At 68.5% G+C, this 26,665-nt stretch carries 28 protein-coding genes, 1 tRNA gene and 4 pseudogenes; 7 read left to right on the top strand and 26 right to left on the bottom strand.

Annotated elements, in window-relative coordinates:
- The first annotated feature begins 23 nt into the window (after window positions 1–23).
- Window positions 24–317 (top strand): DciA family protein, encoded by a 294-nt coding sequence (locus QM792_RS05330; protein ID WP_415148251.1) that lies wholly within the window; start codon window positions 24–26, stop codon window positions 315–317.
- Between the two features lie 56 nt (window positions 318–373).
- Window positions 374–1,207, top strand: coding sequence for a thioesterase family protein (locus QM792_RS05325; RefSeq protein ID WP_415148249.1), 834 nt, complete (start codon window positions 374–376; stop codon window positions 1,205–1,207).
- A 227-nt stretch (window positions 1,208–1,434) separates the two neighbouring features.
- Here the strand turns inward: QM792_RS05325 and QM792_RS05320 are convergent.
- The 3 genes and pseudogenes from QM792_RS05320 to QM792_RS05310 all read right to left on the bottom strand — a co-directional run bounded on the left by QM792_RS05320 (window position 1,435) and on the right by QM792_RS05310 (window position 4,418).
- Window positions 1,435–2,295 (bottom strand): annotated as a pseudogene (locus QM792_RS05320) (IS5 family transposase).
- A gap of 541 nt (window positions 2,296–2,836) precedes the next feature.
- Window positions 2,837–3,481: an RHS repeat-associated core domain-containing protein gene (locus QM792_RS05315; RefSeq protein ID WP_415148248.1), complete on the bottom strand. Its 645-nt coding sequence runs from the start codon at window positions 3,479–3,481 to the stop codon at window positions 2,837–2,839.
- Window positions 3,456–4,418: a transglutaminase family protein gene (locus QM792_RS05310; protein ID WP_415148247.1), complete on the bottom strand. Its 963-nt coding sequence runs from the start codon at window positions 4,416–4,418 to the stop codon at window positions 3,456–3,458. The genes QM792_RS05315 and QM792_RS05310 overlap by 26 nt, the downstream gene beginning before the upstream one ends.
- A 383-nt stretch (window positions 4,419–4,801) precedes the next feature.
- Between QM792_RS05310 and QM792_RS05305 the strand changes: the two are divergent.
- Window positions 4,802–5,188, top strand: a pseudogene (locus tag QM792_RS05305) (transposase); the annotation flags it as partial.
- Between the two features lie 301 nt (window positions 5,189–5,489).
- Here the strand turns inward: QM792_RS05305 and QM792_RS05300 are convergent.
- The 6 genes from QM792_RS05300 to petA all read right to left on the bottom strand — a co-directional run bounded on the left by QM792_RS05300 (window position 5,490) and on the right by petA (window position 9,833).
- Window positions 5,490–5,565 (bottom strand) — tRNA-Thr (locus QM792_RS05300).
- Between the two features lie 203 nt (window positions 5,566–5,768).
- Entirely contained in the window at window positions 5,769–6,275 is a 507-nt protein-coding gene (locus QM792_RS05295; RefSeq protein WP_415148246.1) for a ClpXP protease specificity-enhancing factor, read from the bottom strand.
- Between the two features lie 14 nt (window positions 6,276–6,289).
- A complete protein-coding gene (locus tag QM792_RS05290) occupies window positions 6,290–6,901 on the bottom strand; it encodes a glutathione S-transferase N-terminal domain-containing protein (protein WP_415148244.1) in 612 nt (203 codons plus the stop codon).
- 112 nt (window positions 6,902–7,013) lie between these two features.
- Complete coding sequence (locus tag QM792_RS05285) at window positions 7,014–7,781, bottom strand: cytochrome c1 (protein ID WP_415148242.1); 768 nt, start codon at window positions 7,779–7,781, stop codon at window positions 7,014–7,016.
- Between the two features lie 25 nt (window positions 7,782–7,806).
- Window positions 7,807–9,210 carry a cytochrome b gene (locus tag QM792_RS05280; protein ID WP_415148240.1) on the bottom strand — a complete coding sequence of 468 codons (1,404 nt, stop codon included), beginning with the start codon at window positions 9,208–9,210 and terminating at the stop codon, window positions 7,807–7,809.
- 23 nt (window positions 9,211–9,233) lie between these two features.
- Complete coding sequence (gene petA / locus QM792_RS05275) at window positions 9,234–9,833, bottom strand: ubiquinol-cytochrome c reductase iron-sulfur subunit (RefSeq protein WP_415148238.1); 600 nt, start codon at window positions 9,831–9,833, stop codon at window positions 9,234–9,236.
- A gap of 186 nt (window positions 9,834–10,019) precedes the next feature.
- Between petA and mscL the strand changes: the two genes are divergently transcribed.
- Window positions 10,020–10,448, top strand: coding sequence for a large conductance mechanosensitive channel protein MscL (gene mscL, locus QM792_RS05270; protein ID WP_415148237.1), 429 nt, complete (start codon window positions 10,020–10,022; stop codon window positions 10,446–10,448).
- Between the two features lie 144 nt (window positions 10,449–10,592).
- Window positions 10,593–13,217, top strand: a complete 2,625-nt coding sequence (locus QM792_RS05265) for a DUF1631 family protein (RefSeq protein ID WP_415148235.1) — start codon at window positions 10,593–10,595, stop codon at window positions 13,215–13,217.
- Here the strand turns inward: QM792_RS05265 and pdxA are convergent.
- A complete protein-coding gene (pdxA, locus tag QM792_RS05260) occupies window positions 13,192–14,238 on the bottom strand; it encodes a 4-hydroxythreonine-4-phosphate dehydrogenase PdxA (RefSeq protein WP_415148233.1) in 1,047 nt (348 codons plus the stop codon). The two genes, QM792_RS05265 and pdxA, sit on opposite strands and share 26 nt — an antisense overlap.
- Window positions 14,235–14,984: a Nif3-like dinuclear metal center hexameric protein gene (locus QM792_RS05255; RefSeq protein ID WP_415148231.1), complete on the bottom strand. Its 750-nt coding sequence runs from the start codon at window positions 14,982–14,984 to the stop codon at window positions 14,235–14,237. Before QM792_RS05255 ends, pdxA begins: the two co-directional genes overlap by 4 nt.
- 24 nt (window positions 14,985–15,008) lie before the next feature.
- On the opposite strand from QM792_RS05255, the gene QM792_RS05250 reads away from it, so the two are divergent.
- Entirely contained in the window at window positions 15,009–16,175 is a 1,167-nt protein-coding gene (locus QM792_RS05250) for a S1C family serine protease (protein ID WP_415148230.1), read from the top strand.
- A gap of 21 nt (window positions 16,176–16,196) precedes the next feature.
- Here the strand turns inward: QM792_RS05250 and tatC are convergent, their stop codons facing one another.
- From tatC to argB, 14 genes and pseudogenes are all read right to left on the bottom strand, one after another.
- The gene (gene tatC, locus QM792_RS05245) at window positions 16,197–17,006 is read right to left on the bottom strand and encodes a twin-arginine translocase subunit TatC (RefSeq protein ID WP_415148229.1); all 810 of its coding nucleotides are present in this window, start codon (window positions 17,004–17,006) and stop codon (window positions 16,197–16,199) included.
- Between the two features lie 82 nt (window positions 17,007–17,088).
- A pseudogene (gene tatB, locus QM792_RS05240) lies at window positions 17,089–17,295 on the bottom strand (twin-arginine translocase subunit TatB); the annotation flags it as partial.
- A 71-nt stretch (window positions 17,296–17,366) separates the two neighbouring features.
- Window positions 17,367–17,592: pseudogene (gene tatB, locus QM792_RS05235) on the bottom strand (Sec-independent protein translocase protein TatB); the annotation flags it as partial.
- A gap of 37 nt (window positions 17,593–17,629) precedes the next feature.
- Window positions 17,630–17,866, bottom strand: a complete 237-nt coding sequence (tatA, locus tag QM792_RS05230) for a Sec-independent protein translocase subunit TatA (protein ID WP_415148227.1) — start codon at window positions 17,864–17,866, stop codon at window positions 17,630–17,632.
- Between the two features lie 54 nt (window positions 17,867–17,920).
- Window positions 17,921–18,268: a histidine triad nucleotide-binding protein gene (locus tag QM792_RS05225; protein WP_415148226.1), complete on the bottom strand. Its 348-nt coding sequence runs from the start codon at window positions 18,266–18,268 to the stop codon at window positions 17,921–17,923.
- Window positions 18,269–18,277: 9 nt separating this feature from the next.
- On the bottom strand, window positions 18,278–18,637 hold the full coding sequence (locus QM792_RS05220; protein ID WP_415148224.1) for a DUF4870 family protein: 360 nt from the start codon (window positions 18,635–18,637) through the stop codon (window positions 18,278–18,280).
- Window positions 18,634–18,999: a phosphoribosyl-ATP diphosphatase gene (locus QM792_RS05215; protein ID WP_415148223.1), complete on the bottom strand. Its 366-nt coding sequence runs from the start codon at window positions 18,997–18,999 to the stop codon at window positions 18,634–18,636. Before QM792_RS05215 ends, QM792_RS05220 begins: the two co-directional genes overlap by 4 nt.
- The gene (hisI, locus tag QM792_RS05210) at window positions 18,996–19,394 is read right to left on the bottom strand and encodes a phosphoribosyl-AMP cyclohydrolase (protein WP_415151584.1); all 399 of its coding nucleotides are present in this window, start codon (window positions 19,392–19,394) and stop codon (window positions 18,996–18,998) included. The genes QM792_RS05215 and hisI overlap by 4 nt, the downstream gene beginning before the upstream one ends.
- Window positions 19,395–19,406: 12 nt before the next feature.
- Window positions 19,407–19,847 carry an NUDIX domain-containing protein gene (locus tag QM792_RS05205; RefSeq protein ID WP_415148222.1) on the bottom strand — a complete coding sequence of 147 codons (441 nt, stop codon included), beginning with the start codon at window positions 19,845–19,847 and terminating at the stop codon, window positions 19,407–19,409.
- Complete coding sequence (locus QM792_RS05200; RefSeq protein WP_415148221.1) at window positions 19,840–20,709, bottom strand: ATP-binding protein; 870 nt, start codon at window positions 20,707–20,709, stop codon at window positions 19,840–19,842. Before QM792_RS05200 ends, QM792_RS05205 begins: the two co-directional genes overlap by 8 nt.
- Window positions 20,710–20,721: 12 nt before the next feature.
- On the bottom strand, window positions 20,722–21,375 hold the full coding sequence (pdeM, locus tag QM792_RS05195; protein ID WP_415148220.1) for a ligase-associated DNA damage response endonuclease PdeM: 654 nt from the start codon (window positions 21,373–21,375) through the stop codon (window positions 20,722–20,724).
- A gap of 19 nt (window positions 21,376–21,394) precedes the next feature.
- On the bottom strand, window positions 21,395–22,084 hold the full coding sequence (gene slmA, locus QM792_RS05190) for a nucleoid occlusion factor SlmA (protein WP_415148218.1): 690 nt from the start codon (window positions 22,082–22,084) through the stop codon (window positions 21,395–21,397).
- Window positions 22,081–22,806: a pyrimidine 5'-nucleotidase gene (locus QM792_RS05185; protein ID WP_415148217.1), complete on the bottom strand. Its 726-nt coding sequence runs from the start codon at window positions 22,804–22,806 to the stop codon at window positions 22,081–22,083. Before QM792_RS05185 ends, slmA begins: the two co-directional genes overlap by 4 nt.
- The gene (argB, locus tag QM792_RS05180) at window positions 22,803–23,714 is read right to left on the bottom strand and encodes an acetylglutamate kinase (RefSeq protein ID WP_415148215.1); all 912 of its coding nucleotides are present in this window, start codon (window positions 23,712–23,714) and stop codon (window positions 22,803–22,805) included. Before argB ends, QM792_RS05185 begins: the two co-directional genes overlap by 4 nt.
- A gap of 121 nt (window positions 23,715–23,835) precedes the next feature.
- Here argB and QM792_RS05175 point away from each other — a divergent pair, with 121 nt between their 5' ends.
- Window positions 23,836–24,387, top strand: coding sequence for a DUF2242 domain-containing protein (locus QM792_RS05175; protein ID WP_415148214.1), 552 nt, complete (start codon window positions 23,836–23,838; stop codon window positions 24,385–24,387).
- Window positions 24,388–24,475: 88 nt separating this feature from the next.
- Here the strand turns inward: QM792_RS05175 and QM792_RS05170 are convergent, their stop codons facing one another.
- Window positions 24,476–26,470 (bottom strand): SDR family oxidoreductase, encoded by a 1,995-nt coding sequence (locus QM792_RS05170; protein ID WP_415148213.1) that lies wholly within the window; start codon window positions 26,468–26,470, stop codon window positions 24,476–24,478.
- Window positions 26,471–26,665: the final 195 nt, after the last annotated feature.

The raw sequence follows: 26,665 nt of genomic DNA, 5'->3' as shown, positions 1-26,665 counted from the left end.
TGAGCCTCAAACCGCCCCCGCTCGTGCCGGACTCGCTTCGCTTGTCCGAGGCCCTGCGGCGCAGCGCGCCGCTCGCCCAGTTGCGCGCGCGGCTGCAGGACTCCGCCGACCGCTTCGAGGCCATCCGCGCCGCGCTGCCGCTCGCGCTGGCCCGGCACGTGCAGCCGGGGCCGGTGGACGATGAAGCCTGGGCGCTGCTGGCCGCCAATGCCGCGGTGGCCGCCAAGCTGCGCCAGCTCAAGCCCCGCCTGGAGGGCCTGCTGCGAGAGCAGGGCTGGCAGGTTAGCTCAATCAGGATACGGGTTCAATCGAACTGACATGGCGTTGCATCGTTTGCGGCGCCACCCTCGGCTTTCGTGATGCAGATCACCCCATGACCACCACACCCCCGCCCCAGCCCGACGCCGAAGCCCTTCCGGCCGCCGCCTATGCCGTGCTCTCGCCGCGCGCCGTGCGCGCCAGCGCCCTGACGCGCGGCCCCTGGGATCCGCAGCACCAGCACGCCGGCCCGCCGATCGCGATGGTGTGCCGCGCGATCGAGGCGGTGGCGCGCGAACACGGCCTGGGCCACATCGGCAGGCTCACCGCCAACCTGCTGCGGCCGGTGCCCATCGGCGAGCTGGAGATCGAGGTGACGACCGACTACGCCGGCCGCAACGCCGCGCACTACGCCGCGCGGCTGTGGGCCGGCGACAAGGAAGTCGCGCGCTTCACCGCGCTGGCGCAGCGCGAGGGCGAGATCGTGCTGCCGGACGCGCTCGACGGCCACCCGCTGCCGCAGGCGCCGAAGCCGCCGCACGCGTGCGAGACGCAGCGCATGCCGTTCAGCCGCCGCTGGGTGGGTTATGCCGACCTGGTGGAGAACCGCGTGACCGGCGGCCGCATGTTCCAGGGGCGCTGCGCCGCCTGGTTCCGGCTGCTGCACCCGCTGGTCGAAGGCGAGACGCCCAGCGGCTACCAGCGCGTGGCGGTGGCGGCCGATTCGGGCAACGGCATCTCGGCGCTGCTCGACATCGCGCACTACAGCTTCGTCAACGCCGACCTCACGATCAACCTGCTGCGCCGGCCGGTCGGCGAGTGGATCTGCCTGGACGCGCGCACGCTGCTCGCGCCCAACGGCTGCGGGCTGGCCGAATCGCAGTTGTTCGACGAGCACGGCCTGATCGGCCGCGCGACGCAGAGCCTGGCGGTGCGCGCTCGCGGTTGAGGTGGTGCCGGCTGTCAGAGTCGAACTGACGACCTTCCGCTTACAGGGCGCTATGCGCACCTGATGCTGTTGTGATACTCGCCACGAGGCGGAGACAACTTACCCGTTGCGTTCGCGCCAGATCACCTGTTGACTTTGTGCCGCCTCGTCAACGGGGCGTCTGCCGCTCTCACCCACCGGTTGTTCGCACGAGCCAATTGCCGAATACGAGGATAGCGGCTAAGAATCTATCCGTAAATAATATTAACAGTCAGCGGCACCTTGCGAAAGGCGATGATGGCTGCGGCGAGGTGGTTGAGCGCGATGAAGCTGCGTTGGAGCTTCTCGTAGCGTACGAGTAGTTTGCGGAAGCGGTTGAACTAGCTGTGGCAGACCTCGACGACCCAGCGTCGAGTCTTCTTGCCGGGGTTGCGCCGCTTGGCATCGGCCTCGCGACGCCGGTCCACGACGTGTGCGATGTAGTCGTGCTCCTCGATCATGCGCAGGTTCTCGGCGCTGCGGTAGCCGGCGTCGGCGCACAGGTGCTTGCTGCGCCGCTCGGGCGGGCTCGCCCGCTTGACGACGATGGCATCGAGCACTTCGTCGAGCCGCTTGCCGTCATTGACGTTGGCCGCGGTCACGACGATCGACAACGGGACGCCACGACCGTCCACCAGCAGGTGGCGCTTGCTGCCCTTTTTTCCCCGATCCGTCGGGTTCGGGCCGACGGCTTCTTGGGCCAACGGCGCTTTCATCAGCGCGCCGTCGATGCTTTGCCAGCGCCAGGCAATGCCTTGCATGTCGTCGTACTCGGCGAGGCCGGCTTTCCACAGCGACTCGAAGAAGCCGGCCTTCTCCCATTCGAGGAACCGCTTGTGGACCGCACTGGCGCTGCCGAAGCGTTCGGCCGGCAGCGCCTTCCATTGGCAGCCCGTGCGCAGCACGTACACGATGGCCTCGAACACCTGCCGCGCCGGCTTCGGTGGCCGCCCCGCTCCGGGCTTGCGCTGGTACTGCTTGTCCACCGGCGCCACACGTGGCGGCACCAGCGGCTCTACGCGCCGCCAGAACTCATCCGTCACGACCCACGATTCGACTCGCTTGGCCAAGACTTGCTCCGTCGCCGCACTCCGGGCGGCTCGGAACGTCAGTATAGCTATTTACGGATAGATTCTAAGAGAACACCGAGGACGAGCTTGATTCGGCTTCCTGGAATGACGCCAAAGACCCGCAATTCCGGGGCCTTCTCTACTTGACCGCAGGTCGGGCATTTCACCAACTCGAACGACTGGATGTCTTCGCCAAGCGGTAGAGGCCTGACCGGCCGCGTCAGGATCGACTTCCACGACAGATCCCCAGCCCTGTTGTCACTTGGGTCGAAAGATGCCCCGCACGTGGAGCATTTGTGCGGGTGCGAAGACATGTTGCCTAAAGTCCGCGTCAGTCCTCAGTCGGATTTGCGCTTGAAGGGGAGATGACGGGCTACCCAGGGTGCGAGGATAAAGGCAAGCACAAACGCTGAGGCGACAAACGGCGGCTCGAACAGCACGCCATTCTTGTCGAGCCCAGTGATCATCCCAAACATTCCTGAGGCCATGACCACCGCAACGGTTAGGAATGCAGCGTACTTCAGGCGATTGAATAGGCTCACTATTTCCCCGTTTCGCAATCGTCGCACTTCGTGACACTCGAACTTGTGACAACGCTCCAGCCCACGTACACGCCGGCCGACAAGTCCAGACCTACAAGGCCTTTGCTAAGAGACGGGTAACCTGACGAAAGCGACCCCAACTTCATCGCGCCGTAAGAAGCACCGTACACGCCTCCGACAGAGGATGCAGCTATCGCTCCAGCAGGGCCATTGGCAGTGTTCGCTAACGGGCAAGCGAACACGTCCGAGAAATCTGAGGATCCGGTGGATCCTGTGTAGGTCAGGCCGACCCCACCAGCCAACGTGGACGCAAAGCCTTGAATGCGCATGCGAACCCCGCACTTACATTCAGATGTCAAGTCGAATTTGAAGCCCCCGGCACCCACGCCGCTGACAGCTACCACGGAGGTCACCGTTCCAGACCATTTCACCAGCCCCCGAGGATCAGTGAAGGAGATGGGGTTACCTTGAACATAGGCATAGGTATTGATGCCACCGTCAAGTCCGATGGGATCGCTTTGCACGTACCGTGCCGAGGCGTCGCCGATGGCGCCGGCAGCAAGAAGCGCCAGAGCGCAGGCCTTCAAATGCGTTGGTGCCATCATCTTCCCTCTCCCTTTACGGTTGTTGAAGTGATTTTGCACGATTCACTCTCTGCCGGTAGCTGTCTTCCGCAGCTTGGTCCCTTGGTCGCCATCCCAGCGCATAGGCCTGCTGGTAGAGCGCGCTCATGCGCCCTTCGTACTCCATGAACAGTGGGCGCTTGTCCATCGGGATATCGTTGGGCGTCGGATACTTGCTCGTGAAGTCCCGCTTCCACTTCGAGAAGTAGGCTTGGTGCTGGTGAAGAATGAGCGACACGTCCTTCGGGCTGTACTGGGCCGCCACCTTGGCCAGCGCAATGCGTTGGTCGTGCATGCGCTGCTGGTCGTAGAACTCAAGCAGCGTACCGACCATCACGGCCACCGTCTCCTTCCGGGTCAACGGGCGCATGTAGATGCCCGAGGCGATCGCCTCATCGGTCATCGGGAACTGCTGCCGCATCCACTCGTCGCGCGTGAAGCCGGCGCCGCTGGTCGTTTCGAGGTTGAAGAACTTGCCTTCGTCGTCGCGGTATTTGACGAACACGTGGTTGGGTGCCTCGGCGGCCGTCACGTCGACGCCGAGCTTTTGCCCAAGAATAATGAACAGCAGCGGCATCGACATGCAGTTGCCCTTGCGCGTCGCGAGGTACGTCGCCAGGAGCTTGTTCCGGACGTTGGCGCCGAAGGGGTCGTCCAGGTCGTAGGTGAAAGGCCGATTGCCATTCCAGGGACTCGCCTTGTACATGTGGTACCGCAGCGCATCCATGGTCAGGCGCCTGGGAGCGCCCGTCGGCAGAAACGACTTCAGCCCACTGGCCATCGCATCGAGTTGCGCGAGTGTCCCATCGACATCGACGCTGGGATCGATCATGTGATCGATGGTCAGCTTCGCCTTCGCCAGATCGATGTCCGCCTCGGGTGACTGCAGAATTCTCCGGATCACATCGAGGTTGCGATCTTGCAGGTGCTCAAGCACCTGCGACTGCGTCGAGCCCATTGCCGCAAGTCCAAGGCAACAGAGTGCAAGCCACCGAACCAGCGACCGACGAGTGAGTTGAACACCGGAGATGGTCAGGCAGCGGATCATTGTTGCTCTACTGTGACGGGATACTGGCTCGCACCTCCCGATGCGCGAGCCCCCTACCGCAGCACGACAATAACACGGCCATGGATCTGACCCGGCCGCGCAAGTAGCCGGGGTTGGTGCCGTCGGTGAGACTCGAACTCACGACTTATCGCTTACAAGTCAGGCAGCGTGGAGCTTGCCATGATTTGAATCGGATGGCCTCGGGCGGCTTGCAGAAGGATAGCACTGCGACTTAATGGGTTTTCGGGCGCACGGACGTCGTGCAGACACCTGAACCGATTGGCGTCGGAACCGTGTCGATCACGATGGAGGCGGACTTCTGCGTGGAGGCCTTGCGCGAGGCATCGGCGCGGTGGGGCGTGCCGGAGATCGTCAACACCGACCAGGGCAGCCAGTTCAGCAGCGCGGAGTTCGTGGCCGAGGTCGCGCGCATCGGCGCGCGCCAGAGCATGGACGGCAAAGGCTGCTGGCGCGACAACGTCTTCGTCGAGCGGCTGTGGCGCAGCGTGAAGTACGAGGACGTGTACCTCAAGGCCTACGACGGCGTCAGCGCCGCGCGGCACAGCCTGGCCGCGTACTTCGAGTTCTACAACGCGCGCCGACCGCACCAGAGCCACGACGGGCACACACCGGACATGGTCTACTTCGACTCGCTGCCGCCGATACAGGCTGCAGCGTGATGGGTTGAACCATGAGTACATGGGCTCAACCGGGGCGCCTCCGGCGGCCTGGCAGGGGCCTGGGATTGAAGAAGTTCAAGCCGCAGCCAATCCACTTATCTCAGGTCGCTGCGTGTTCAAACGAGCGGAGCCGGCTCTGATCCTGAGCAAAGGGCGCGACAGTCAGGGCGTGGAGTTCCTGGAGAGTAAGGCTGTGCATCCCCGGCTGGAGTAGCGCGGGGAAGTCTGGCTTCGCCATCGGTCTCGTGCCTCCCTCTGCGCCCTTGGCGGTTCGCCCGGCTGGACGCCGAACCTGAAAAACTGGTGCCGCTTGTCCGAATCGAACGGACGACCTACGGTTTACAAGACCGTTGCTCTACCAACTGAGCTAAAGCGGCGTATTCGTACTTCTCTTGCTCAAACCGTGTTTGACCTGCCCCGCCGACTACGCGCTGGCAGCCCGAAAGCCTTGCTGCGCATAGTCCTGAGACCTTGATGCCAAACAACCGAGCACAGCTTACAAGGCGGGTGCTCTACCAACTGAGCTAAGCCGGCCCGGCTGCGCCGAGGGCGGCCAGTATAGGGCGCGCTTCCCGGGCGTCTACTTGATGCGCTTGAGCGAGGGCCGCCCGCCGGCGGGCGGTTCGGGGGGCTCCGGCGGCTCGGGCGCGTCGTCGCCGGGCTGGCTCGTGCCGGCCTCGGTCAGCGCCAGGTGCGGGCCGCGCGGCGCGGCGGCTTCCGCCGGCGCCTCGGCGGGGGCGGCGCCTTCGGTCGGCACCGGAAACGCCATGCCCTGCCCGTTCTCGCGCGCGTAGATCGCGATCACGTGGTCGACCGGCACGACGATCTCGCGCGCCGCGCCGCCGAAGCGCGCCTTGAACTCGATGAACTCGTTGCCGAGCTTCAGCCCGCTGGTGGCCTCGAAGCCGACGTTGAGCACGATCTCGTTGTTCTTCACGTACTCCACCGGCACCTGCACCGAGCCGTCGACGAACACCGCGAGGTAGGGCGTGAAGCCGTTGTCGGTGCACCAGTCGTGCAGCGCCCGGATCAGGTAGGGGCGCGTGGACGATCCGGTCGGCGCGGGGGCGGCGGGCGGCGGGGTCATCGTCGCGGCGCGCCTTACTTGCGCATCACCTTCTCGGACGGCGTCAGCGCCTCGATGTAGGCCGGGCGCGAGAAGATGCGCTCGGCGTACTTCAGCAGCGGCACGGCGTTCTTCGACATGTCGATGCCGTAGTAGTCCAGCCGCCACAGCAGCGGCGCGATCGCGACGTCGAGCATCGAGAAGTCGTCGCCGAGCATGTACTTGTTCTTCAGGAAGATCGGCGCGAGCATGGTCAGCCGGTCGCGGATCTGCGCGCGCGCCTTCTCGAGCTGCTTGTCGGTGGGCTTGGTGCCGCGCGACTCGAGGATGTTCACGTTCGAGAACAGTTCCTTCTCGAAGTTGAACAGGAACAGCCGCACGCGCGCGCGCGCCACCGGGTCGCCGGGCATCAGCTGCGGGTGCGGGAAGCGCTCGTCGATGTACTCGTTGATGATGTGCGACTCGTACAGGATCAGGTCGCGCTCGACGAGGATGGGCACCTCGTTGTACGGGTTCATCAGCGCGATGTCCTCGGGCTTCGCGAACAGGTCGACGTCGCGGATCTCGAAGTCCATGCCCTTCTCGAAGAGCACGAAGCGGCAGCGGTGCGAGTACGGGCAGGTGGTTCCGGAATAAAGCACCATCATGGCGGTGTGCTCCTAGAGGCTTCGAAAAACGCGAGCGCAGTGGGCGCCGGCTCGGGCTGCACCACTGCGCTCGGGCCCGCCGCCCGGGCCGGGGCGGCGGACGCGCGGACGGTCACTTCACGTCTTTCCAGTACGCGGCGTTCAGGCGCCACGCGATCAGCGTGAACACGCCGAGGAAGATCAGCACCCACACGCCGATGCGCACGCGCTGCGCGCGCGCCGGCTCGCCCATCCACTGCAGATAGGCGACCAGGTCGCCGACGGCGCTGTCGTAGTCCTGCGCCGAGAGCGTGCCGGGCGTGAGCTGCTCGAAGCCGTCGAAGCGGTGCACGGTCTTGGACGGATCGTGCGGATCCTTCTCCTCGACGTACTTCGCCGCGCGCTGGCCCTGCAGTTCCCACAGCACGTGCGGCATGCCGACGCCGGGGAAGGCGAGGTTGTTCCAGCCGGTCGCCTTGGTGTCGTCGCGGTAGTAGCTGCGCAGGTAGGTGTAGAGGTAGTCGGCGCCCGAGCCGCCGGCGCCGGCGCGCGAGCGTGCGATCACGCTGAGGTCGGGCGGCGTGCCGCCGAACCAGTCCTTGCCCTGCTTGGCGGTGATGGCCGCCTGCATCGTGTCGCCCACCTTCTCGGTGGCGAACATCAGGTTGTCCTTGATCTGCTGCTCGGTCAGCCCGATGTCGCGCAGGCGGTTGTAGCGCACGTAGGCGGCCGAGTGGCAGTTCAGGCAGTAGTTGACGAACAGCTTGGCGCCGTTCTGCAGCGCGGCCAGGTCGTTGGCCTTGTCCTGCGGGAAGCTGTCCCAGGCGATGCCGCCTTCGGAGGCCGTCGCGCCCGCCGCGAGGCCGAGCGCCATGAGCACGGAGAGGATGATCTTCTTCATGATGTGGTCGTTCCCGGCGGACGCGTCAGTGGGAGGCGAAGGTCACGCGGTCGGGCACCGGCTTGAATTCGCCGAGCCGGCTCCACCACGGCATCAACAGGAAGAAGCCGAAGTAGAACAGCGTGCCCACCTGCGACACCCGCTCGCCGATCGGCGACGGCGGCTGCACGCCGAGGTAGCCGAGGATCAGGAAGTTGACGACGAACACCGCGTAGACGTACTTGTGCCAGCCCGGGCGGTAGCGGATCGACTTGACCGGGCTGTAGTCGAGCCAGGGCAGGAAGAACAGGATGATCACCGCGCCGCCCATCACGACGACGCCCCAGAACTTGGCGTCGATGGCGAGCATCAGCGCCGCCACCACCAGCGCGCCGCCGAGGATGACGAGCTTCCAGATGCCGGCCGCGCGCAGCTTGAGCACGCCCAGCAGCGCGCCCAGCGCCACGCAGGCGATCAGCGCGTACATCATCTCGCTGGTGATCGCGCGCAGCATCGAATAGAACGGCGTGAAGTACCACACCGGGGCGATGTGCGCCGGCGTCTTCAGCGGGTCGGCCGGGATGAAGTTGTTGTACTCGAGGAAGTAGCCGCCGAACTCGGGCACGAAGAACACGATCGCGCTGAAGGCGATCAGGAACACCGAGACGCCCAGGATGTCGTGCACCGTGTAGTACGGGTGGAAGGGGATGCCGTCCAGCGGGATGCCCTTGGCGTCCTTCCTGGCCTTGATCTCGACGCCGTCGGGGTTGTTCGAGCCGACGTCGTGCAGCGCGAACAGGTGTGCCACCACCAGGCCGAGCAGCACCAGCGGCACCGCGATCACGTGGAAGCTGAAGAAGCGGTTGAGCGTCGCGTCGCTGACCACGTAGTCGCCGCGGATCAGCAGCGCGAGGTCGGGGCCGACGAAGGGGATGGCCGCGAACAGGTTGACGATCACCTGCGCGCCCCAGTAGCTCATCTGGCCCCAGGGCAGCAGGTAGCCCATGAAGGCCTCGGCCATCAGGCACAGGAAGATCGCGCAGCCGAAGATCCACACCAGTTCGCGCGGCTTGCGGTAGCTGCCGTAGATCATGCCGCGCCACATGTGCAGGTAGACGACGATGAAGAACGCGCTCGCGCCGGTGGAGTGCATGTAGCGGATGATCCAGCCGCCCGGCACGTCGCGCATGATGTACTCGACCGACGCGAAGGCCTGCGCCGCGTCGGGCTTGTAGTGCATCACCAGGAAGATGCCGGTGACGATCTGGATCACCAGCACCAGCATCGCCAGCGAGCCGAAGAAGTACCAGAAGTTGAAGTTCTTCGGCGCGTAGTACTCCGACATGTGCACGCGGTAGGCCGCGAACGCCGACGGGAAGCGGTTCTCGAACCAGGTGCTCACCTTCCGGGCGACCGGCGCGTCGGCGGGAACTTCCTTGAAATCAGCCATGATCGTCTCGTTCCTGTCCTGGGTTAGGCCTTCTTGTCTTCACCGATCAGCAGTCGGGTGTCGGACAGGTACGTGTGCGGCGGCACCTCGAGGTTGTCCGGCGCGGGCTTGTTCTTGAACACGCGGCCGGCCAGGTCGAAGGTGGAGCCGTGGCAGGGGCACAGGAAGCCGCCCTGCCAGTCGTCGGGCAGCGAGGGCTGCGGGCCGGCCTGGAACTTGTCGGACGGCGAACAGCCCAGGTGCGAGCAGATGCCCACGGCCACCAGGATCTCGGGCTTGATCGAGCGGTGCTCGTTGCGCGCGTACTCGGGGGTCAGTTCGTCGGGCTTGCGCTGGGACTTCGGGTCGGCGAGCTGGCCGTCGAGCTTGGGCAGCGTGGCGAGCTGCTCGGGCGTGCGCTTGACGATCCACACCGGCTTGCCGCGCCACTCGACGGTGATCTTCTCGCCCGCCTTCAGGCCGCCGATGTCGACCTCGACGGCGGCGCCGGCGGCGCGGGCTCGCTCGGAGGGCTGGAACGAGCTGACGAAGGGCACGGCGGTGAAGCCGACACCCACCGCACCAGCGCATCCGGAGGCGATGAGCCAGGTGCGCTTGCCGTTGTCGACGGAACTGTCACTCATGGAGATCCTCTGGCGAGATTCGTTTCAGGGTCAACCCGGCATTCTAACGGACGCGTCAAGAGGGCTTTCGCCGCGCCGCCGGCGCCCGCCCGGCGCGCCTTGACTTCCGCCGCGGGGCGGGAATACTGCGCTGCGCCGCACCAAAGTGACGGCCTCGCCATCAACACGCCAGAAGAGGAGTACCCGATGGGATTCGCTACCGAGTTCAAGGAATTCGCGATGAAGGGCAATGTCGTCGACCTCGCGGTCGGCGTCATCATCGGAGCGGCGTTCGGCAAGATCGTCGACTCGGTCGTGAAGGACCTGATCATGCCGATCGTCGGACGCGTGTTCGGCGGGCTGGATTTCAGCAACTACTTCGTCAAGCTGGCCGACCCGCCGGCGGGCTACAACGGCCCGATGACCTACGAGGCGCTCACCAAGGCCGGCGTGCCGCTGTTCGCCTACGGCAACTTCATCACCGTGGCGATCAACTTCGTCATCCTCGCCTTCATCATCTTCATGATGGTCAAGCAGATCAACCGCCTGAGGAAGGAAGCGCCGCCCGAGGCGCCGGCCGAGCCGGCGGAAGACGTGCTGCTGCTGCGCGAGATCCGCGACGCGCTGAAGAAGTAAGCCAACGGTAACCGGCGCCCCGCCCGGCGCGCCGGGCGTGACGCACCGCACACGCCGGCGCGGGGCTTTGGCCGCATACTTCCGGCTCCCCATCCGGCGGCGTGACGGGCATCGCGGCCGGGAGGTCGCGGACGCCCCGCCTCGATGAACTCCTCCGACCCTCGCCAGAAGGCCGCCATCGACGCGGCCGTCAGCCTGATCAACAAGACCGCGGCGGCGGTGGCCGACCGCGTCAGCGATCTGCTGGGCACGCTGTCGCTGTCGTCCACGCGCACCGCCGAGCGCGACGCGCTGCTGGCCTCGCAGTTCGAGCTGCGCCGCAACATGGCGGCCTTCCACCTGTGCTTCCGCGACCAGTTGCGCGAGAGCATCGCGCGCGACCTCGCGCCGCCGCGCGCCGAGGGCCGCCGCCTCGAGAAGACCGACTGGCAGTCGCTCAGCCTGGTCGACGACCAGGAGGTCGAGCAGAAGCTCCACGCCGACCGCATCGGCGCGCAGATCGCGCAGGAGTGCGAGTGGGAGCAGGCCGAGGTGGCCGCGCACCTGGCCTCGCTGCTGCACGCCGGGCGGCGCGACGACGAGCGCAACCCGCTGCGCCCGGCGGCCATCGGCGAGGCGACGTACCGCGCCATCGGGGCCGCGACGCAGGCGCCGGAGTCGCGCAAGCTCGTCGCACGCGAGATGGGCGCGGCGATGGCCAAGGCGATGAAGCCCTGCTACGCCGAGATCCTGCGCGAATTGCAGGCGATGGGCGTCAAGCCGGTGAGCCTGAACGTGCGCGCCGGCGACGGCCCCGGATTCCACCTGCCGGGCGTCAATTCCGGCTATGCGACGCTGCAGCACGGCGGCGATCACCGCTCCACCGGCGGCTTCGCGGCCAGCGGCTACGACGTGCCGGACCTGCCGCCGCATGCCGGGCAGGCGCCCTATCCGCGCGGGCCCGGCCTGGCCGGCCTGGCTGGATCGCCCGGCGGCATGCCCGCCACGGGGCCGCGCAGCGGCATCGGCAGCGGCCCGGGCACCTTCGGCCGGACGGAGCCGGGCGGGCGCGGCGCGAGCGCGCACGGACAGGCCGACGCCCAACTGATGGCGCTGCTGCGCCGCCTGAACACGCTGGCCAGCGGCCCCGGCGGGCTGGACCGCGGCGCGGCCGCCGCCGGCCCGGCCGTGCCCGCCGCCGCCGTTCGCAGCAGCTTCGGCAACAGTTTCAGCGGCAGCATCAGCGGCGGCCTGGAGGCGCCGGCGGGCGGCAGCGGCCTGGCCGGCCTGATGGCGGTCAACCTGATTCGTGCCCACCGCGAGGAGCTGCTGCAGGCCTCGAGCGGCAAGCTCGACCACATGGTGATCGACGTGGTCGGCAGCCTGTTCGACCAGATCCTGTCCGACCCGCGCGTGCCGCCGCAGATGGCGCGCCAGATCGCGCGGCTGCAGTTGCCGGTGCTGCGCGTGGCGATGACCGACTCGACGTTCTTCTCGTCGCGTCGCCACCCGGTGCGCCGCTTCGTCAACCGCATCGCCTCGCTGGCCTGCGCCTTCGACGACTTCGGCGAGGGCCCGGGCAAGGAACTGCTCGACCGCGTGCGCCAGCTCGTGCAGGAGATCATCGAGGGCGACTTCGAGCAGATCGAGCTGTACACCGACAAGCTCGTCGAGCTGGAGCGCTTCATCGACGAGCGCACCCAGGCGCACATCGAGCAGACGCCGGCGGCGGCCACGCTGGAGAGCAAGGAATCGGAGCTGCGCATCCAGCAGCGCTACATGCAGCAGCTCAGCGTGGCGCTCAAGCCGCTGGCGCTGCCCGAGTACCTGCGCGAGTTCGTCTCGCAGGTGTGGAGCCAGGCGCTGGTGCTGGCGGTGCGGCGCGACGGCACGGCGTCCGACCGCTACGCGCGCTACAAGCGCGCCGGCCGCGACCTGATCATGAGCGTGCAGCCCAAGGGCTCGCCGGTGCTGCGCAAGAAGTTCCTGATGCAGTTGCCGCAGCTGATGAAGGATCTCAACGAGGGCCTGGCGCTGATCGGCTGGCCCGAGCCGGCGCAGAAGGCCTTCCTCGCGCAGTTGCTGCCGGCGCACGCCGAGTCGCTGAAGGCGCCGCCGCTGACGGAGCTGGACCACAACCTGCTGGCCAAACAGGTCGAGGGCGTGTTCGCCACCACCATCCCGGGCGTCGAGTCGCTGTCGGTGGCCGACACCGTGCCCGAGGTCGACAACGCGGTCATCGAGCGGCGCTTCACGCCCGAGGAGGCGCGCCAGGTCGGGCTGGTGGAAGAAAGCGAGGTCGACTGGTCGGGTCCGGTGGACATCGAGATCGCCACCGGCGACGACGCCGCCCCGGCCCACGACACCGGCGACGAGGGCGACACCCAGCCCGGCGCGCTGCACGGCGCGGACGGCGGCGCCGACTCGGCGCCGTCGTCCAGCAGCCTCGGCCTGGACATCGACCTCGACCTGACGCCGCGCGAGCCGCCCGAGCCCTCGCGCGGGCCGCAGTTGATGGACCACGTCAAGCTCGGCTTCGCCTACCAGATGCACCTGAAGGACGAGTGGCAGAAGGTGCGCCTGACCTACGTGAGCCCGGGGCGCAGCTTCTTCGTCTTCTCGCGCGGCAAGAAGCACCAGGAGACCATCTCGATGACGGCGCGCATGCTCGCGCGCATGTGCGAAACCGGGCGCATGCGCGCCTTCGAGAACGCCTACCTGATCGAGCGCGCCACGGCGCGCGCGCGCAAGCAGCTCGCCGCGCTCAGCGCGGCGACCACCCGCCACTGACGCCGTCGCCGGCCGCGAGCCGCCGCGCCATGTGCACCGCGGCGGCCAGGCTGGAGGCGTCGGCGCGGCCGCTGCCGGCGATGTCGAAGGCGGTGCCGTGGTCGGGGCTGGTGCGCACGAAGGGCAGGCCCAGCGTCACGTTCACGCCCTGCTCCACGCCGAGGTACTTCACCGGGATCAGGCCGTGGTCGTGCGTCATCGCGATCACGATGTCGAACTCGCCCGGGTGCGCCGGCGGCGCGTGGCGCGCGCGCATGAACACCGTGTCGGGCGCGTAGGGGCCGGACGCGGCGATGCCCTCGGCGCGCGCCGCGGCCACGGCCGGCGCGATGACGCGCAGTTCCTCGTCGCCGAACAGCCCGCCCTCGCCGGCATGCGGGTTGAGCCCGGCCACCGCGATGCGCGGCGCCGGCTGGCCCCAGCGCGCCGCGGCGGCGTGCGCGATGCGTATCGTCTCCAGCACCGCGTCGAAGGTGACGCCCTCGATGGCGCGGCGCAGCGAGACGTGGATCGTCACCAGCACCGTGCGCAGCTCGCCGTTGGCCAGCATCATGCGCACCGGCGGCGCGGGCCGGCCGGGTGCTGCCGCCAGCGCCTGCAGCATCTCGGTGTGGCCGGGGAAACCGATGCCGGCGGCCGCCAGCGCCTCCTTGTGGATCGGCGCGGTGACGATGCCGGCCGCGTCGCCGGCACGCACCAGCGACACGGCCTGCTCGATGCAGCGCGCCGCCGCCGCGCCGGCGCGCGCATCGACGCGGCCGAGCGGCGCGTCGAGCAGGTCGCCGGGCAAGCCCTGCGCCTGCAACACCGGCAGGCATCGCGGCGGAAGCCCCGAGTCATCGGCCACGCGCTCGACCTCGGCCACCGGCAGCAGCCCGCCGGTCAGCCGTGCCGCGCGGCGCATCACGCCGACATCGCCCAGCACCACGCAGCCGCGCGCCGCGTCGCCGCGGAACAGCTTCGCGACGGTCTCCGGCCCGATGCCGCAGGCATCGCCCATCGTGATCAGCAGCTTCGTCATGCCGGGTTGTCGATGTCGATGAACTGGTGTTCCAGGCCGAACTGCTCCGCCACGCGCGCCGCCACCGCCGGCGCACCGTAGCGCTCGCTGGCGTGGTGGCCGCAGGCGAGGTAGGCCACGCCGGTTTCGCGCGCGTAGTGCGCCTGCGGCTCGGAGATCTCGCCGGTGATGAAGGCGTCGGCGCCGGCGGCGATGGCGGCCTCGAAGTAACCCTGAGCGCCGCCGGTGCACCAGGCCACGCGCGCCAGCGCGCGGCCGTCGCCCTGCACCAGCGTCGGCGCGCGGCCCAGGCGCGATTGCAGCAGCGCGGCCAGCGCGGCGGTGGTCAGCGGCTGGCCGGGGCGGCCGATGAAGCCGAGATCCTGCTCGCCGAAGCGCCCGTCGGCGACGAGCCCCAGCCGCGCGCCCAGCTGCGCGTTGTTGCCCAGCTCGGGGTGCGCGTCCAGCGGCAGGTGGTAGGCGAACAGGTTGACGCCATGCGCCAGCAGCTTCTCGAGCCGCGCCTTCAGCCAGCCCGTCACGCGGCCGTCCTGGCCGCGCCAGAACAGGCCGTGGTGCACCAGGATCGCGTCGGCGCGCGCCGCGATCGCCGCCTCGATCAGCGCCAGGCTCGCCGTCACGCCCGAGACGATCTTGAGAACCTGCGCCTTGCCCTCAACCTGCAGGCCGTTCGGCCCATAATCCTTGAAGCGGCCGACGTCCAGCAGCGCCTGCAGGTGCGAGTCGATCTCGTCGCGGTGGGCCATCTCGTCGCTCTCTCAGGTGGATTGATGCGCAGAACCTGGCTGATTTTCTCGCAAGCGGTGACCGTCGCGGTGGCGGTGCTGTTCGTCGTCGCCACGCTCAAGCCCGAGTGGCTGCCGCGCCGTGCCGACGGCACCGGCGCGGTGACGGTGCTGCCGGCGCTGGCGCCCGCGCCCGAAGCGGCCGCGTTGCCGCCGGGCGCCACGGTGTTCAGCTACGCCGCGGCGGCCAAGCGCGCGACGCCGGCGGTGGTCAGCATCACCGCGCGCAAGGCGCCGCAGCGCTCGGCGCAGAGCGCCGACCCGTGGTTCCGCTTCTTCTTCGGCGAGAGCGCGCAGCAGCAGCCGCAGATCGGCCTCGGCTCGGGCGTGGTGGTCACGCCCGACGGCTACCTGCTGACCAACAACCACGTGATCGAAGGCGCCGACGACATCGAGGTGCAGCTCTCCGACGGCCGCACCGCCACCGCCCGGCTGGTCGGCACCGACCCGGAGACCGACGTCGCGGTGCTCAAGGTCGAGCTGGACAAGCTGCCCACCATCGCCTTCGGCAACACCGACCACCTGCAGGTCGGCGACGTGGTGCTGGCCATAGGCAACCCCTTCGGCGTCGGCCAGACGGTGACCTCGGGCATCGTCAGCGCGCTCGGGCGCGACCAGCTCGGCATCAACACCTTCGAGAACTTCATCCAGACCGACGCGGCCATCAACCCCGGCAACTCCGGCGGCGCGCTGGTCGACGCGGCCGGCAACCTGGTGGGCATCAACACCGCGATCTACTCGCGCAGCGGCGGCAGCATGGGCATCGGCTTCGCGATCCCCGTCAACACCGCGCGCCAGGTGATGGAAGGGCTGGTTCGCGACGGCCGCGTCACGCGCGGCTGGATCGGCGTCGAGCCGCGCGAGCTGACGCCCGAGCTGGTCGAGACGCTGCGCCTGCCGGTGCGCCAGGGCGTGCTGATCGCCGCCGTGCTGCAGAACGGCCCGGCCGGCGAAGGCGGCATGCTGCCCGGCGACGTGGTCACCAAGGTCGGCGACACGCCGGTGACGACCACCGGCCAGTTGCTCAACGCAGTGGCGGCGCTCAAGCCGCGCGAGGCGGCGACGATCGCGGTGCAGCGCCGCGAGCAGGCGATCGAGCTGAAGGTGACGGTCGGCCAGCGGCCGCCCTCGCGCGCACGCCAGCCGCAGTGAGGCCGCGGCGCGCGCCGCGCCTCAGCCCGCCGACGAGGAGTTGCCGCTGCCCTCGCTGCCCTCTTCGGCCGGCGCCTGCGTGTGCTTGATGAAGATCTGCGCCGCCCAGATGCCGGCTTCGTAGAGCAGGCACATCGGGATCGCCAGCGCGAGCTGCGAAACCACGTCCGGCGGCGTGATCACCGCCGCGATGATGAAGGCGATCACGATGAAGTAGCTGCGGAAGGAACGCAGCTTCTCGATGCTGACCAGGCCCATGCGCGCCAGCACCACCACCACCACCGGCACCTCGAAGGCGGCGCCGAAGGCGATGAACATCGTCATCACGAAGCTCAGGTAGGCCTCGATGTCGGGCGCGGCGGTGATGCTCTTGGGCGCGAAGCCCTGGATGAACCGGAACACCTGCCCGAAGACGAAGAAGTAGCAGAACGCCACGCCGACGAAGAACAGCAGCGTGCTGGAGATCACCAGCGGCAGCACCAGCTTCTTCTCGTGCGAGTACAGGCCCGGCGCGACGAAGGCCCAGGCCTGGTACAGCACCACCGGCAGCGCGGCCAGGAAGGCCGCCAGCAGCGTGATCTTCAGCGGCACGATGAAGGGCGAGATCACGTTGGTGGCGATCAGCGTCGCGCCCTGCGGCAGGTGCGACACCAGCGGCGCGGCCAGCAGGTCGTACAGCGCGCCGGGGCCGGGCCACAGCGCCAGCACGCCGAAGCAGATGCCCACCGCGATCGAGGCGCGGATCAGCCGGTCGCGCAGCTCGATCAGGTGCGAGACAAAGGGCTGCTCGGTGCCCGCCAGCTCGTCGGGCTTGTCGTCGGGGGAGCTCATTCAGTGGCGCCCGGCCGTCCGAAGCCACTGAGCGCCCCCTCGGGGGGCAGCGAGCGCGAGCGAGCTTGGGGGTCTCATGTCGTCAAGCCTGCGGTGGCCGGGGCGGCCTGAAGCGCGCCACGCGCGCCGCGCCCGACTGCGCCTTGGCGCGGATGCCGTGGCGCTGCTTGTACCACTGCGGCGTCGCGCCGCGCTTGACGCGCCAGTTCTTCTTCGGGTGCCGGTACTCGGGCACCGGCGTGGCGAGCGGGTCGGCGTTCGCCGCGTCGGAATCGGTGGCCGGCGCGCCGATCGCGTCAGACCACGACTGGCTCAGGTCGGCGGTGGTCTGGTGGATCTCGCTTTGCACCGAGTCGACACTTTGCTGCACGTCGCGCGCGGCCTCCTCGAAGCTCGTCTTCATCTTCTTCAGCTCGTCGAGCTCGATCGAGCGGTTGACTTCCGCCTTCACGTCGGCGACGTAGCGCTGCGCCTTGCCGAGCAGGTGGCCGACGGTGCGCGCCACCCTCGGCAGCCGCTCGGGGCCGATGACGATCAGCGCCACCGCGCCGATCAGGGCGATCTTGTCGAAACCGAAGTCGATCATGCAAACGCCCGCGCGCAGCGGCCGGCGCGGTGCGGCATCACGACTTGGTCTTCGCTTCCACGTCCACCGTGTTGGCGTCGGTGGCCTTGTTGGCGGTGACCTGCTGCGCCGCCGACGCAGCATCGCCGCCGGCGGAGCCGTCCTTCATGCCGTCCTTGAAGCCCTTGACGGCGCCGCCCAGGTCGGAACCGATGTTCTTGAGCTTCTTCGTCCCGAACACCAGCAGCACGATGACCAGCACGATCAGCCAGTGCCAGATGCTGAATGAACCCATGTCTTCTCTCCAGTCGTCGACGACAGTGTTTCGATTCTAGGGGAGCGCCCCGGTTCAACCCTTGCTCCAGGGCCGCGGCCCGCCCATGACGTGCATGTGGACATGCTGCACCTCCTGCCCGCCGTCGGGCCCGGTGTTCACCACGATGCGGAATCCGTTCGCGACGCCGAGATCGCGCATCAGCCGCGGCGCCAGCGCGGTCATGCGGCCGAGCAACGCGGCGTGCTGCGGGCCCGTGTCGTACATCGTCGCGATGTGCTGCTTGGGGATGACCAGCAGGTGCACCGGCGCCCAGGGCGCGATGTCGTGGAACACCAGCAGCTCGTCGTCCTCGTAGACCTTGCGGCTCGGGATCTGCCCGGCGACGATCTTGCAGAAGATGCAGTTCGGATCGGTACTCATGGCGTTGCCTCAGACGGCCATCGGCTTGCCGTCGTTCCAGCTCAGGAAGCCCTTGACGATGCGGTAGATGATCCAGACCGCGTCGAGCGCGAGGATGACGAAGCCCACCAGCACGACCACCGTGGCGAAGCCGACGATGCTCCACAGCAGGCCCCACCAGAAGGTGCGGATCTGCCAGTTGAAGTGGCTCTCGTAGATCGTGCCGCGCGTCTCGTCGCGCTTCACGTAGTTCACGACGACGGCGACGATCGCGGTGATGCCGACGACGAAGCTGGCCGCCTGCAGGATGTAGATGATCATCGTGAGCTGCTTCAGGCTCTCGAGCTTGGCGGCATCGGGCGCCGGCGGCACGTCGATCACGTCGTTCATCGCTTCTTCTCCTCGTCCTCGCGGGATTGTGCCTTGCGCGCCGCGAATTCCTCGAGGCCCGACAGGCCCTCGCGGCGGCGCAGCTCGGCCAGCACGTCGGCCGGCGCGAGGCCGTGCGCGGCCAGCGCCAGCATCGAGTGGAACCACAGGTCGGCGACCTCGTAGACGATCTTCTCGCGCACGCCGTCCTTGCAGGCCATCACGGTCTCGGTGGCCTCCTCGCCGATCTTCTTCAGGATCGCGTCGGGGCCCTTGGCGAACAGGCGCGCGACGTAGCTCTTGTCGGGGTCGCCGCCGCGGCGGCTCTCGATCACCGCGGCCAGGCGGGCCAGCGTGTCGTCGCTGCTGCTGTGCTGGTTCATTTGTAGATGCGCTCCGGATCCTTCAGCACCGGCTCGACGGCCTGCCAGCGCCCGCCCTCCAGCCGCTGGTAGAAGCACGAGTGCCGCCCGGTGTGGCAGGCAATGCCGGGTTCGTGGCCCAGTTGCGTGACCTTCAGCAGCACCACGTCGTTGTCGCAATCGAGGCGCAGTTCGTGCACCTTCTGGATGTGGCCCGACTCCTCGCCCTTGTGCCACAGCCGGGCGCGCGAGCGGCTCCAGTAGACCGCCTCGCCGCGCTCGGCGGTCAGGCGCAGCGCCTCGCGGTTCATGAAGGCGAACATCAGCACGTCGTTCGTGCCGGCCTCCTGCGCGATCACGGGCACCAGGCCCTGCGCGTCCCACTTCACCTCGTCGAGCCAGTCCATGCCCGGCAGTGTAGCGAGCGCTCAGGCGTCGCCGTGTGTCGCACCCGTGAAGCCGCGTTCCTCGGCGAACCAGCGCAGCACCGGAATCGTGCCCGGCAGCACGGGTGCCACCTGCACCGGAAGCGTCTGCCAGGCCATCGCCTGGCGCTCGCGCATCTCGAAGGCGCCGCTCCACTCGAACACCTTGCAGAAGTGCAGCCGCACGAGCGCATGCGGGTAGTCGACCAGCTCGATCTTCCACGGCTGTGCCGCGCCGATGGTGATGCCGATCTCCTCGTGCAGTTCGCGGCGCAGCGCCTGCTCGACCGTCTCGCCGGCTTCGAGCTTGCCGCCCGGGAACTCCCAGTAGCCGGCGTAGACCTTGCCCTCGGGGCGGCTGGTGAGCAGGAAGCGGCCCTCGCCGTCGATCAGCACGCCCACCGCCACGTCGACCGGCGTGCGCTCGCTCGTGCCGTCACTCACCGTGGTGCCGCCCCGCGTAGTCCTTGGCGAACTGGAACGCCACGCGCCCCGAACGCGAACCGCGCTCCAGCGCCCACACCAGGCTTTCCTGGCGCGCCGCGGCGATCGCGTCTTCCGGCACGCCGTGGCCGCGCAGCCATTGCGCCACCACCGCGAGGTATTCGTCCTGGCTGAAGGGGTAGAAGCTGATCCACAGCCCGAAGCGCTCGGACAGCGAGATCTTCTCCTCCACCACCTCGCCGGGATGCACCTCGCCGTCCTCGGTGTGCTGGTAGGTGAGGTTCTCCTTCATGTACTCGGGCAGCAGGTGGCGGCGGTTGCTGGTGGCGTAGATCAGCACGTTGTCGGAGGCCTGCGCCACCGAGCCGTCGAGGATGGACTTCAGCGCCTTGTAGCCGGCCTCGCCCTCGTCGAAGCTGAGGTCGTCGCAGAACACGATGAAGCGCTCCGGCCGCGAGGCCACCAGGTCGACGATGTCGGGCAGGTCCACGAGATCGGCCTTGTCGACCTCGATCAGCCGCAGGCCCCGCGGCGCGAACTCGTTGAGCACCGCCTTGATCAGCGAACTCTTGCCGGTGCCGCGCGCGCCGGTCAGCAGCACGTTGTTGGCCGCATGGCCCTCGACGAACTGGCGCGTGTTGCGCAGCAGCCGTTCCTTCTGCGGCTCCACCTCCACCAGCGCCGGCAGGCGGATCGCGGCCACGTGGCGCACCGGCTCCAGCAGCCCGGAGGCGCCGCGCTTGCGGTAGCGGAACGCGATCGACGCGCTCCAGTCGGGCGCCGACAGCGCGTGCGGCAGAACGGCTTCGAGGCGCGCCAGCAGTCGCTCGGCGCGCGCGAGAACGGATTCGAGATCGGCCATGAGGGCGCGAGTTTACGCGGGCACCTCGTACAGCGCGTCGTCGCCGGCCACCGCGAAGACGCGCTCGCCCTCGCCGCGCCGCAGCGCGTGCATGCCGGTGAAGCTACCGAAGGCCGGCAGCACCGCGACGCGCGGCCCGACGTGGAAACACGGCAGGCGCAGCCGCTCGTGCGCGCGGCCGCGCAGCGACACGCAGGGGTGCAGGTGGCCGGCGATCACGTAGGCATCGTCCCGCGGCGCGGGGTGGTGGCACAGCGCGAGCGCGCCGTCGCGCAGCGGCTCGTCGACGACCTCGAAACCGAGCGAGGCCGGCGGGTCGCCGGCGCGGTCGTCGTGGTTGCCGCGCACCAGCACCAGCGCCAGCGCGGCGTGGGCCTCGCGCCAGCGCGCCAGCGCGGCCAGCGTGGCGCCGGCATGCGCGGCGCGCGCGTGCAGGAAGTCGCCGAGGAAGACGATGCGCCGCGCCTCGTGGCGCGCGACCAGCTCGCTCAACGCCGCCAGGGTTTCGCTGGTGGTGCCGCGCGGCACCGGCACGCCCAGCGCGCGAAAGCTGGCGGCCTTGCCGATGTGCGCATCGGCGATCAGCAGCGTGCGCGAATCGGGCAGCAGCGCCGCCTTCTGCGGCAGCAGCCCAAGCGGGCGTCCGGCCACCTCGATCGTGACCACGGCGAAGCGGCGTGGAACGTCAGCCGACCAGCAGCGCGAGCGCCGCGTCGAGGTGCTCGGTCGGGTTGCGCTTGAAGCCCGAGCGCGCGTAGCGCTGCAGCCGCCCCACCGCGAAGGCCGTCAGCACCGAGGCCTGCGCGTTCGCGTCGACCGTCGGCGTGGCCGAGCCGGCCGCCTCGGCGGCGGCGCGCAGGCTCTGGCGCAACTGCGATTCGATGCGGTCGAAGAACTGGTTCATGCGCGCCAGCAGCCGGTCGTTCTCGAACACCAGCGCGTCGCCGACCATCACGCGCGTCATGCCGGGGTTCTTCTCGCCGAACTGCAGCAGCACGGTGAGCACCTTGCGCACCTGCGTCGGCGCGTCGCCCTCGCGTTCGCCGATCTGGTTGACCAGCGTGAAGATCGAGCTTTCGATGAACTCGATCAGGCCCTCGAACATCTGCGCCTTGCTGGCGAAGTGGCGGTACAGCGCGGCTTCGCTGACCTCGAGCCGCGCGGCCAGCGCGGCGGTGGTGATGCGCTCGGCGCCGGGCTGCTCGAGCATCGCGGCGAGCGTCTGCAGGATCTGGATGCGGCGCTCGCCCGGCTTGGGGCGCTTGCGCACCGGCGCGGCCGCGCCGGCCGGAGGCGATGCTTCACCGCCGGAGGCCCCATCGGGCGCGCCGTTGTCGACGGGAAAGTCTGACGCGGAGGGGTCGGTGTGGCTCATCGCAGCGTATGCAACGTCTTCAGCGAAAAGATTCTGGCATACACGTATGGAGGCATGTGGCAAGGGTGAACACCAACTTTCGCCTCGCGACGCCCCGCGTTGATTCCATCACGCAAAGTCCCCTTGAACTTTCCGTCGAGGTAGCGCCGCATCCACACCGTGCGCATGCCCAGCGCGTGCGCCGACTTCTGGTGCGCCAGCGTGTCCTCCACCAGCACGCAGCGCGAGGGCGCGACCTTCAGCCGCGCGGCGACGTGGCGGAACATGCGCGCATCGGGCTTGGGCCGGTGCTGGCCGAACATGCGCATGTCCTCGATGCACAGGATGCCGTCGAACAGCCGCGTCAGGCGCAGCCCGTCGAGCACGCGCAGCGCGTAGTGGCGCGGCGCATTGGTGAGGATGAACTTGCGGCCGCGCAGCCGCGCGAGCGCGGCGCGGTCGTGCGCGCTGGTGCGCAGCGCCGCCTCCAGCCCGGGCAGGCGGTGCGTCTGCTCGAGGAAGTGCGCCGCGCGCACGCCGTGGTGGCGCACCAGGCCGAGCAGCGTGGCGCCGTAGTGGTGCCAGTAGTGCTGGCGCAGCGCCGAAGCGGCGTCGAACTCGAGGCCGAGGTGCTCGACGATGTACTCGGTCATCGCGCGATTGGTCGCGCCGAAGGCCGCGTGGCTGGCGTCGTGCAGCGTGTTGTCTAGGTCGAACAGCCAGACCCGTTCGCGCGTCTTCAATGGGATCTGATCATCGTGCCATAGGCCTGGTCCGTCAGCACCTCCAGCAGCATCGCGTGCGGCACGCGGCCGTCGATGATGTGCACGGTGTTGACGCCGTTCTTCGCCGCGTCCAGCGCCGAGCCGATCTTGGGCAGCATGCCGCCGCTGATGGTGCCGTCGGCGAACAGCTCGTCGATCTCGCGCGCGCTGAGGTTGGTCAGCAGCTTGCCGCTCTTGTCGAGCACGCCCGGCGTGTTGGTCAGCATCATCAGCTTCTCGGCCTTCAGCACCTCGGCGAGCTTGCCAGCCACGACGTCGGCGTTGATGTTGTAGTTCTCGTTGTCCTTGCCGAAGCCCAGCGGCGAGATCACCGGGATGAACTGGTCGTCCTGCAAGGCCTTGACCAGCGCCGGGTCGATCGACTCGATCTCGCCGACCTGGCCGACGTCGTGCTCGATGCTCGGGTCCTTCTGGTCGAGCATCTTCAGCTTGCGCGCGCGGATCAGCCCGCCGTCGCGGCCGGTGAGCCCCACCGCCTTGCCGCCGGCCACGTTGATCAGGCCGACGATGTCCTGCTGCACCTGGCCGGCCAGCACCCACTCGACCACTTCCATGGTCTCGGCGTCGGTGACGCGCATGCCCTGGATGAAGGTGCCCTTCTTGCCGAGCTTGGCCAGCGCGTCCTCGATCTGCGGGCCGCCGCCGTGCACCACCACCGGGTTCATGCCCACCAGCTTGAGCAGCACCACGTCCTCGGCGAAGTCCTGCTGCAGGGCCGGGTCGGTCATCGCGTTGCCGCCGTACTTGATGACGATGGTCTTGCCGTGGAACTTGCGGATGTAGGGCAGCGCCTGCGCCAGGATTTCGGCCTTGTCGCGCGAGCTGACGTGCTTCAGGTCGTGGTCGGCAATCGGGCTGGCGCTCATGGACGGGCCTTTCGGAGGCTTGATGCGGTGCGGCAAATTGTATGTAGGCGCGCGCCGGCCGGGGAACTTTGCGCCGCCCCGGATAATCCGCCCCGTCATGGGAGCGCGAGGAATGCTGGGCATGAAGCGGCGCGCGGCGCTGGCCGCCGCGGCCTTGGCCGCGCTCGCCGGCTGCGCCTGGCAGCCCGGCGCGGCCGGCCGCGCCCCGCACTCGGTCTACCAGCAGGAGCGCTTCCAGCCCGACGAAACCTACTCCCGCCTGTTCGACGCCGGCGTGGGCGACACCTGCGAGGCCGCGCGCCGCGCGCTGCTCAGCCAGGGCTACGTGATCACCGCCGCGCGCGCCGATGCGGTCAACGGCAGCAAGCGCTTCCAGCCCCAGGGCGAGGTGCACATGGAGATCAGCTTCACCGTGGTGTGCGTGCCCGAGGGCGCGGGCGGCACGCTGTCCACCGCCTACGTCTCGGCGCTGCAGGACCGCTACGTGATCAAGAAGTCCGCCAACAACACCAGCCTGGGCGTGGGCGCGCTCGGCTCGATCTCGGTGCCGCTGTCGTCGAGCGAGGAGTCGCTCGTCAAGGTCGGCTCCGAGACGATTCCCGCCGGGCAGTTCTACGACCGCTATTTCGCGCTGATGCAGCGGCTGCTGGCCGATATGCGCGAGGGGCGCTGAAGAGATCCGTTCGGGCCGAGCCTGTCGAAGCCCGGCCGAGATGCAGCGCCGGGCCCTTCGACAAGCTCAGGGCGAACGGATTTCGTGCCTAGAAGTGAATCCCCCGCATCATCTGCTGCAACGCCACCGCCTCGGCGCTGAGCTGCGGCTTGCCGCCCTTCTCGCCCTTGGCGGCGTCGCTGTCGGGGAACATGCGGAAGCTGGTGTTCATCACGATCTGCGCCACGCGCGGCGCCAGCGCATGCAGCACCTGGCCGAACTGGCCCAGGCGCGTGGCGATGCGCACCGGCTTGTCGATGCAGGCCTGCGCGATCATGTCGGCGGCCTCCTCGGGGCTGAGCGTCGGCACGTTGTTGTAGATCTTGGTCGGCGCGATCATCGGCGTGCGCACCAGCGGCATGTTGATGGTCGTGAAGGTGATGCCGAGGTCGGCGTACTCGCTGGAAGCGCAGCGCGTCCAGGCGTCGAGCGCCGCCTTGCTCGCCACGTAGGCCGAGAAGCGCGGCGCGTTGGTCAGCACGCCGATCGAGCTGATGTTGACGACGTGGCCCTTCTTCTTGGCCACCATGCCGGGCAGCAGCCCCATGGTCACGCGCAGGCAGCCGAAGTAGTTCAGTTGCATCGTGCGCTCGTAGTCGTGGAAGCGGTCGTAGCTCGACTCGATCGCGCGGCGGATCGAGCGGCCGGCGTTGTTGATGAGGAAGTCGACGCCGCCGTGCTCCTCGTTGAGCGCGGCGACGAACGCGGCGCAACCCGCCTCGTCGGCGATGTCGACGCTGTAGCTGTACACCTGCGCGTCCTTGCCGGCGTGGGCCTTGATCTCCTTGACCGCCTCGGCGAGCTTGTCGGCGTCGCGCGCGCAGATGATGGTGATCGCGCCGGCGTGCGCGAACTTGCACGCCGCCGCCAGGCCGATGCCCGAGGAGCCGCCGGTCACCAGCACCACCTTGCCGGCCACCGTGCCCTTCAGGCTGCGGTCGATGAACAGGGCCGGGTCGAGGTTGCGCTCCCAGTAGTCCCACAGCCGCCAGGCGTAGTCGTGCAGGTTCGGGCACTCGATGCCGCTGCCCTTGAGCGCGGCGTCGGTCTCGCGGCGGTCGAAGCGCGTCGGGTAGTTGACGAAGGTCATCATGTCCTCGGGCAGGCCGAGGTCCTTCATCACCGCGCGGTAGACGCGCCGCACCGGCGCCAGCGCCATCAGGCCCTTCTTCACGCTGCGCGGGATGAAGCCGAGCAGCGCCGCGTTGACGAACAGGTTCATCTTCGGCGCGTGCGCAGCCTTGGAGAAGATGTCGAGCACGTCGCCGACGCGGTAGCCCACCGGGTCGACCAGGTGGTAGCACTTGCCGCTGGCGTGGAAGTGGTGGCTGATGTGGTCGAGCGCGGCGACGACGAAGTCCACCGGCACGATGTTGACGCGCCCGCCCTCCAGCCCGACGCTGGGCATCCACGGCGGCAGGATCTGGCGCATGCGCTGGATCAGCTTGAAGAAGTAGTACGGGCCGTCGATCTTGTCCATCTCGCCGCTGCGCGAGTCGCCCACCACCATCGCCGGGCGGTAGACGGTCCACGGCACCTTGCACTCCTTGCGCACGATCTTCTCGCTCTCGTGCTTGGTCATGAAGTACGGATGGTCCAGGCCCTCGGCCTCGTCGAACATGTCCTCGCGGAACACGCCTTCGTACAGGCCCGCCGCGGCGATCGACGAGACGTGGTGGAAGTGCTTGGCGTCGATGGCCTTGGCGAACTCCACCGCGGCGCGCGTGCCGTCGATGTTGGCCTTGACCTGCGATTCCTCGTCGGCCTTCAGGTCGTAGACGGCGGCGAGGTGGTACATGTGGTCGACCTGGCCCTTCAGCGCCTTGATCGCGTCGGCGTCCACGCCGAGCTTCTTGCTCGTCAGGTCGCCGAACACCGGCACCGCGCGCGCCTTGCCGACGCCCCAGTACTCCAGCAGCTCGGGCACCTTGGCTTCCGATTCGTGGCGCAGCAGGAAGTGGACGACGGCGCCGCGCCGCGCCAGCAGGGTCTTGACGAGGCGGCGGCCGATGAAGCCGGTGGCGCCGGTGACGAAGTAGTGCATGCCTTTCCTCCTGGGTGTTCTCGTGGCAGCTCGTGGCAAGGGGATTGGCGCCGATTCTTGTCCAAAGGCCCGGGCGCGACGCTGCGCGCTTACCCCAAGCGGCCCCCGGCGTAGAGCCCGCGCCCTAGAGATTTAGGCTGTGCGCTCGACTGCGCGTGCCTATAGTGCGCCGCATCACGCAGCACACCCCGAAAG

The organism is Piscinibacter sp. (assembly GCF_047600445.1).
GTDB lineage: Bacteria > Pseudomonadota > Gammaproteobacteria > Burkholderiales > Burkholderiaceae_C > Piscinibacter.
Note: the sequence above shows the minus strand (reverse complement) of the source record. Positions and strands in the feature narration are given on the sequence as shown.

Coding starts and splice junctions, on each gene's coding strand:
- QM792_RS05325 (WP_415148249.1), top strand. CDS start 374: ATGACCACCACACCCCCGCCCCAGCCCGACGCCGAAGCCCTTCCGGCC.
- QM792_RS05310 (WP_415148247.1), bottom strand. CDS start 4,418: ATGGGCTCGACGCAGTCGCAGGTGCTTGAGCACCTGCAAGATCGCAAC.
- QM792_RS05295 (WP_415148246.1), bottom strand. CDS start 6,275: ATGACCCCGCCGCCCGCCGCCCCCGCGCCGACCGGATCGTCCACGCGC.
- QM792_RS05290 (WP_415148244.1), bottom strand. CDS start 6,901: ATGATGGTGCTTTATTCCGGAACCACCTGCCCGTACTCGCACCGCTGC.
- QM792_RS05285 (WP_415148242.1), bottom strand. CDS start 7,781: ATGAAGAAGATCATCCTCTCCGTGCTCATGGCGCTCGGCCTCGCGGCG.
- QM792_RS05280 (WP_415148240.1), bottom strand. CDS start 9,210: ATGGCTGATTTCAAGGAAGTTCCCGCCGACGCGCCGGTCGCCCGGAAG.
- petA (WP_415148238.1), bottom strand. CDS start 9,833: ATGAGTGACAGTTCCGTCGACAACGGCAAGCGCACCTGGCTCATCGCC.
- mscL (WP_415148237.1), top strand. CDS start 10,020: ATGGGATTCGCTACCGAGTTCAAGGAATTCGCGATGAAGGGCAATGTC.
- QM792_RS05265 (WP_415148235.1), top strand. CDS start 10,593: ATGAACTCCTCCGACCCTCGCCAGAAGGCCGCCATCGACGCGGCCGTC.
- pdxA (WP_415148233.1), bottom strand. CDS start 14,238: ATGACGAAGCTGCTGATCACGATGGGCGATGCCTGCGGCATCGGGCCG.
- QM792_RS05255 (WP_415148231.1), bottom strand. CDS start 14,984: ATGGCCCACCGCGACGAGATCGACTCGCACCTGCAGGCGCTGCTGGAC.
- QM792_RS05250 (WP_415148230.1), top strand. CDS start 15,009: ATGCGCAGAACCTGGCTGATTTTCTCGCAAGCGGTGACCGTCGCGGTG.
- tatC (WP_415148229.1), bottom strand. CDS start 17,006: ATGAGCTCCCCCGACGACAAGCCCGACGAGCTGGCGGGCACCGAGCAG.
- tatA (WP_415148227.1), bottom strand. CDS start 17,866: ATGGGTTCATTCAGCATCTGGCACTGGCTGATCGTGCTGGTCATCGTG.
- QM792_RS05225 (WP_415148226.1), bottom strand. CDS start 18,268: ATGAGTACCGATCCGAACTGCATCTTCTGCAAGATCGTCGCCGGGCAG.
- QM792_RS05220 (WP_415148224.1), bottom strand. CDS start 18,637: ATGAACGACGTGATCGACGTGCCGCCGGCGCCCGATGCCGCCAAGCTC.
- QM792_RS05215 (WP_415148223.1), bottom strand. CDS start 18,999: ATGAACCAGCACAGCAGCAGCGACGACACGCTGGCCCGCCTGGCCGCG.
- QM792_RS05200 (WP_415148221.1), bottom strand. CDS start 20,709: ATGGCCGATCTCGAATCCGTTCTCGCGCGCGCCGAGCGACTGCTGGCG.
- slmA (WP_415148218.1), bottom strand. CDS start 22,084: ATGAGCCACACCGACCCCTCCGCGTCAGACTTTCCCGTCGACAACGGC.
- argB (WP_415148215.1), bottom strand. CDS start 23,714: ATGAGCGCCAGCCCGATTGCCGACCACGACCTGAAGCACGTCAGCTCG.
- QM792_RS05175 (WP_415148214.1), top strand. CDS start 23,836: ATGAAGCGGCGCGCGGCGCTGGCCGCCGCGGCCTTGGCCGCGCTCGCC.
- QM792_RS05170 (WP_415148213.1), bottom strand. CDS start 26,470: ATGCACTACTTCGTCACCGGCGCCACCGGCTTCATCGGCCGCCGCCTC.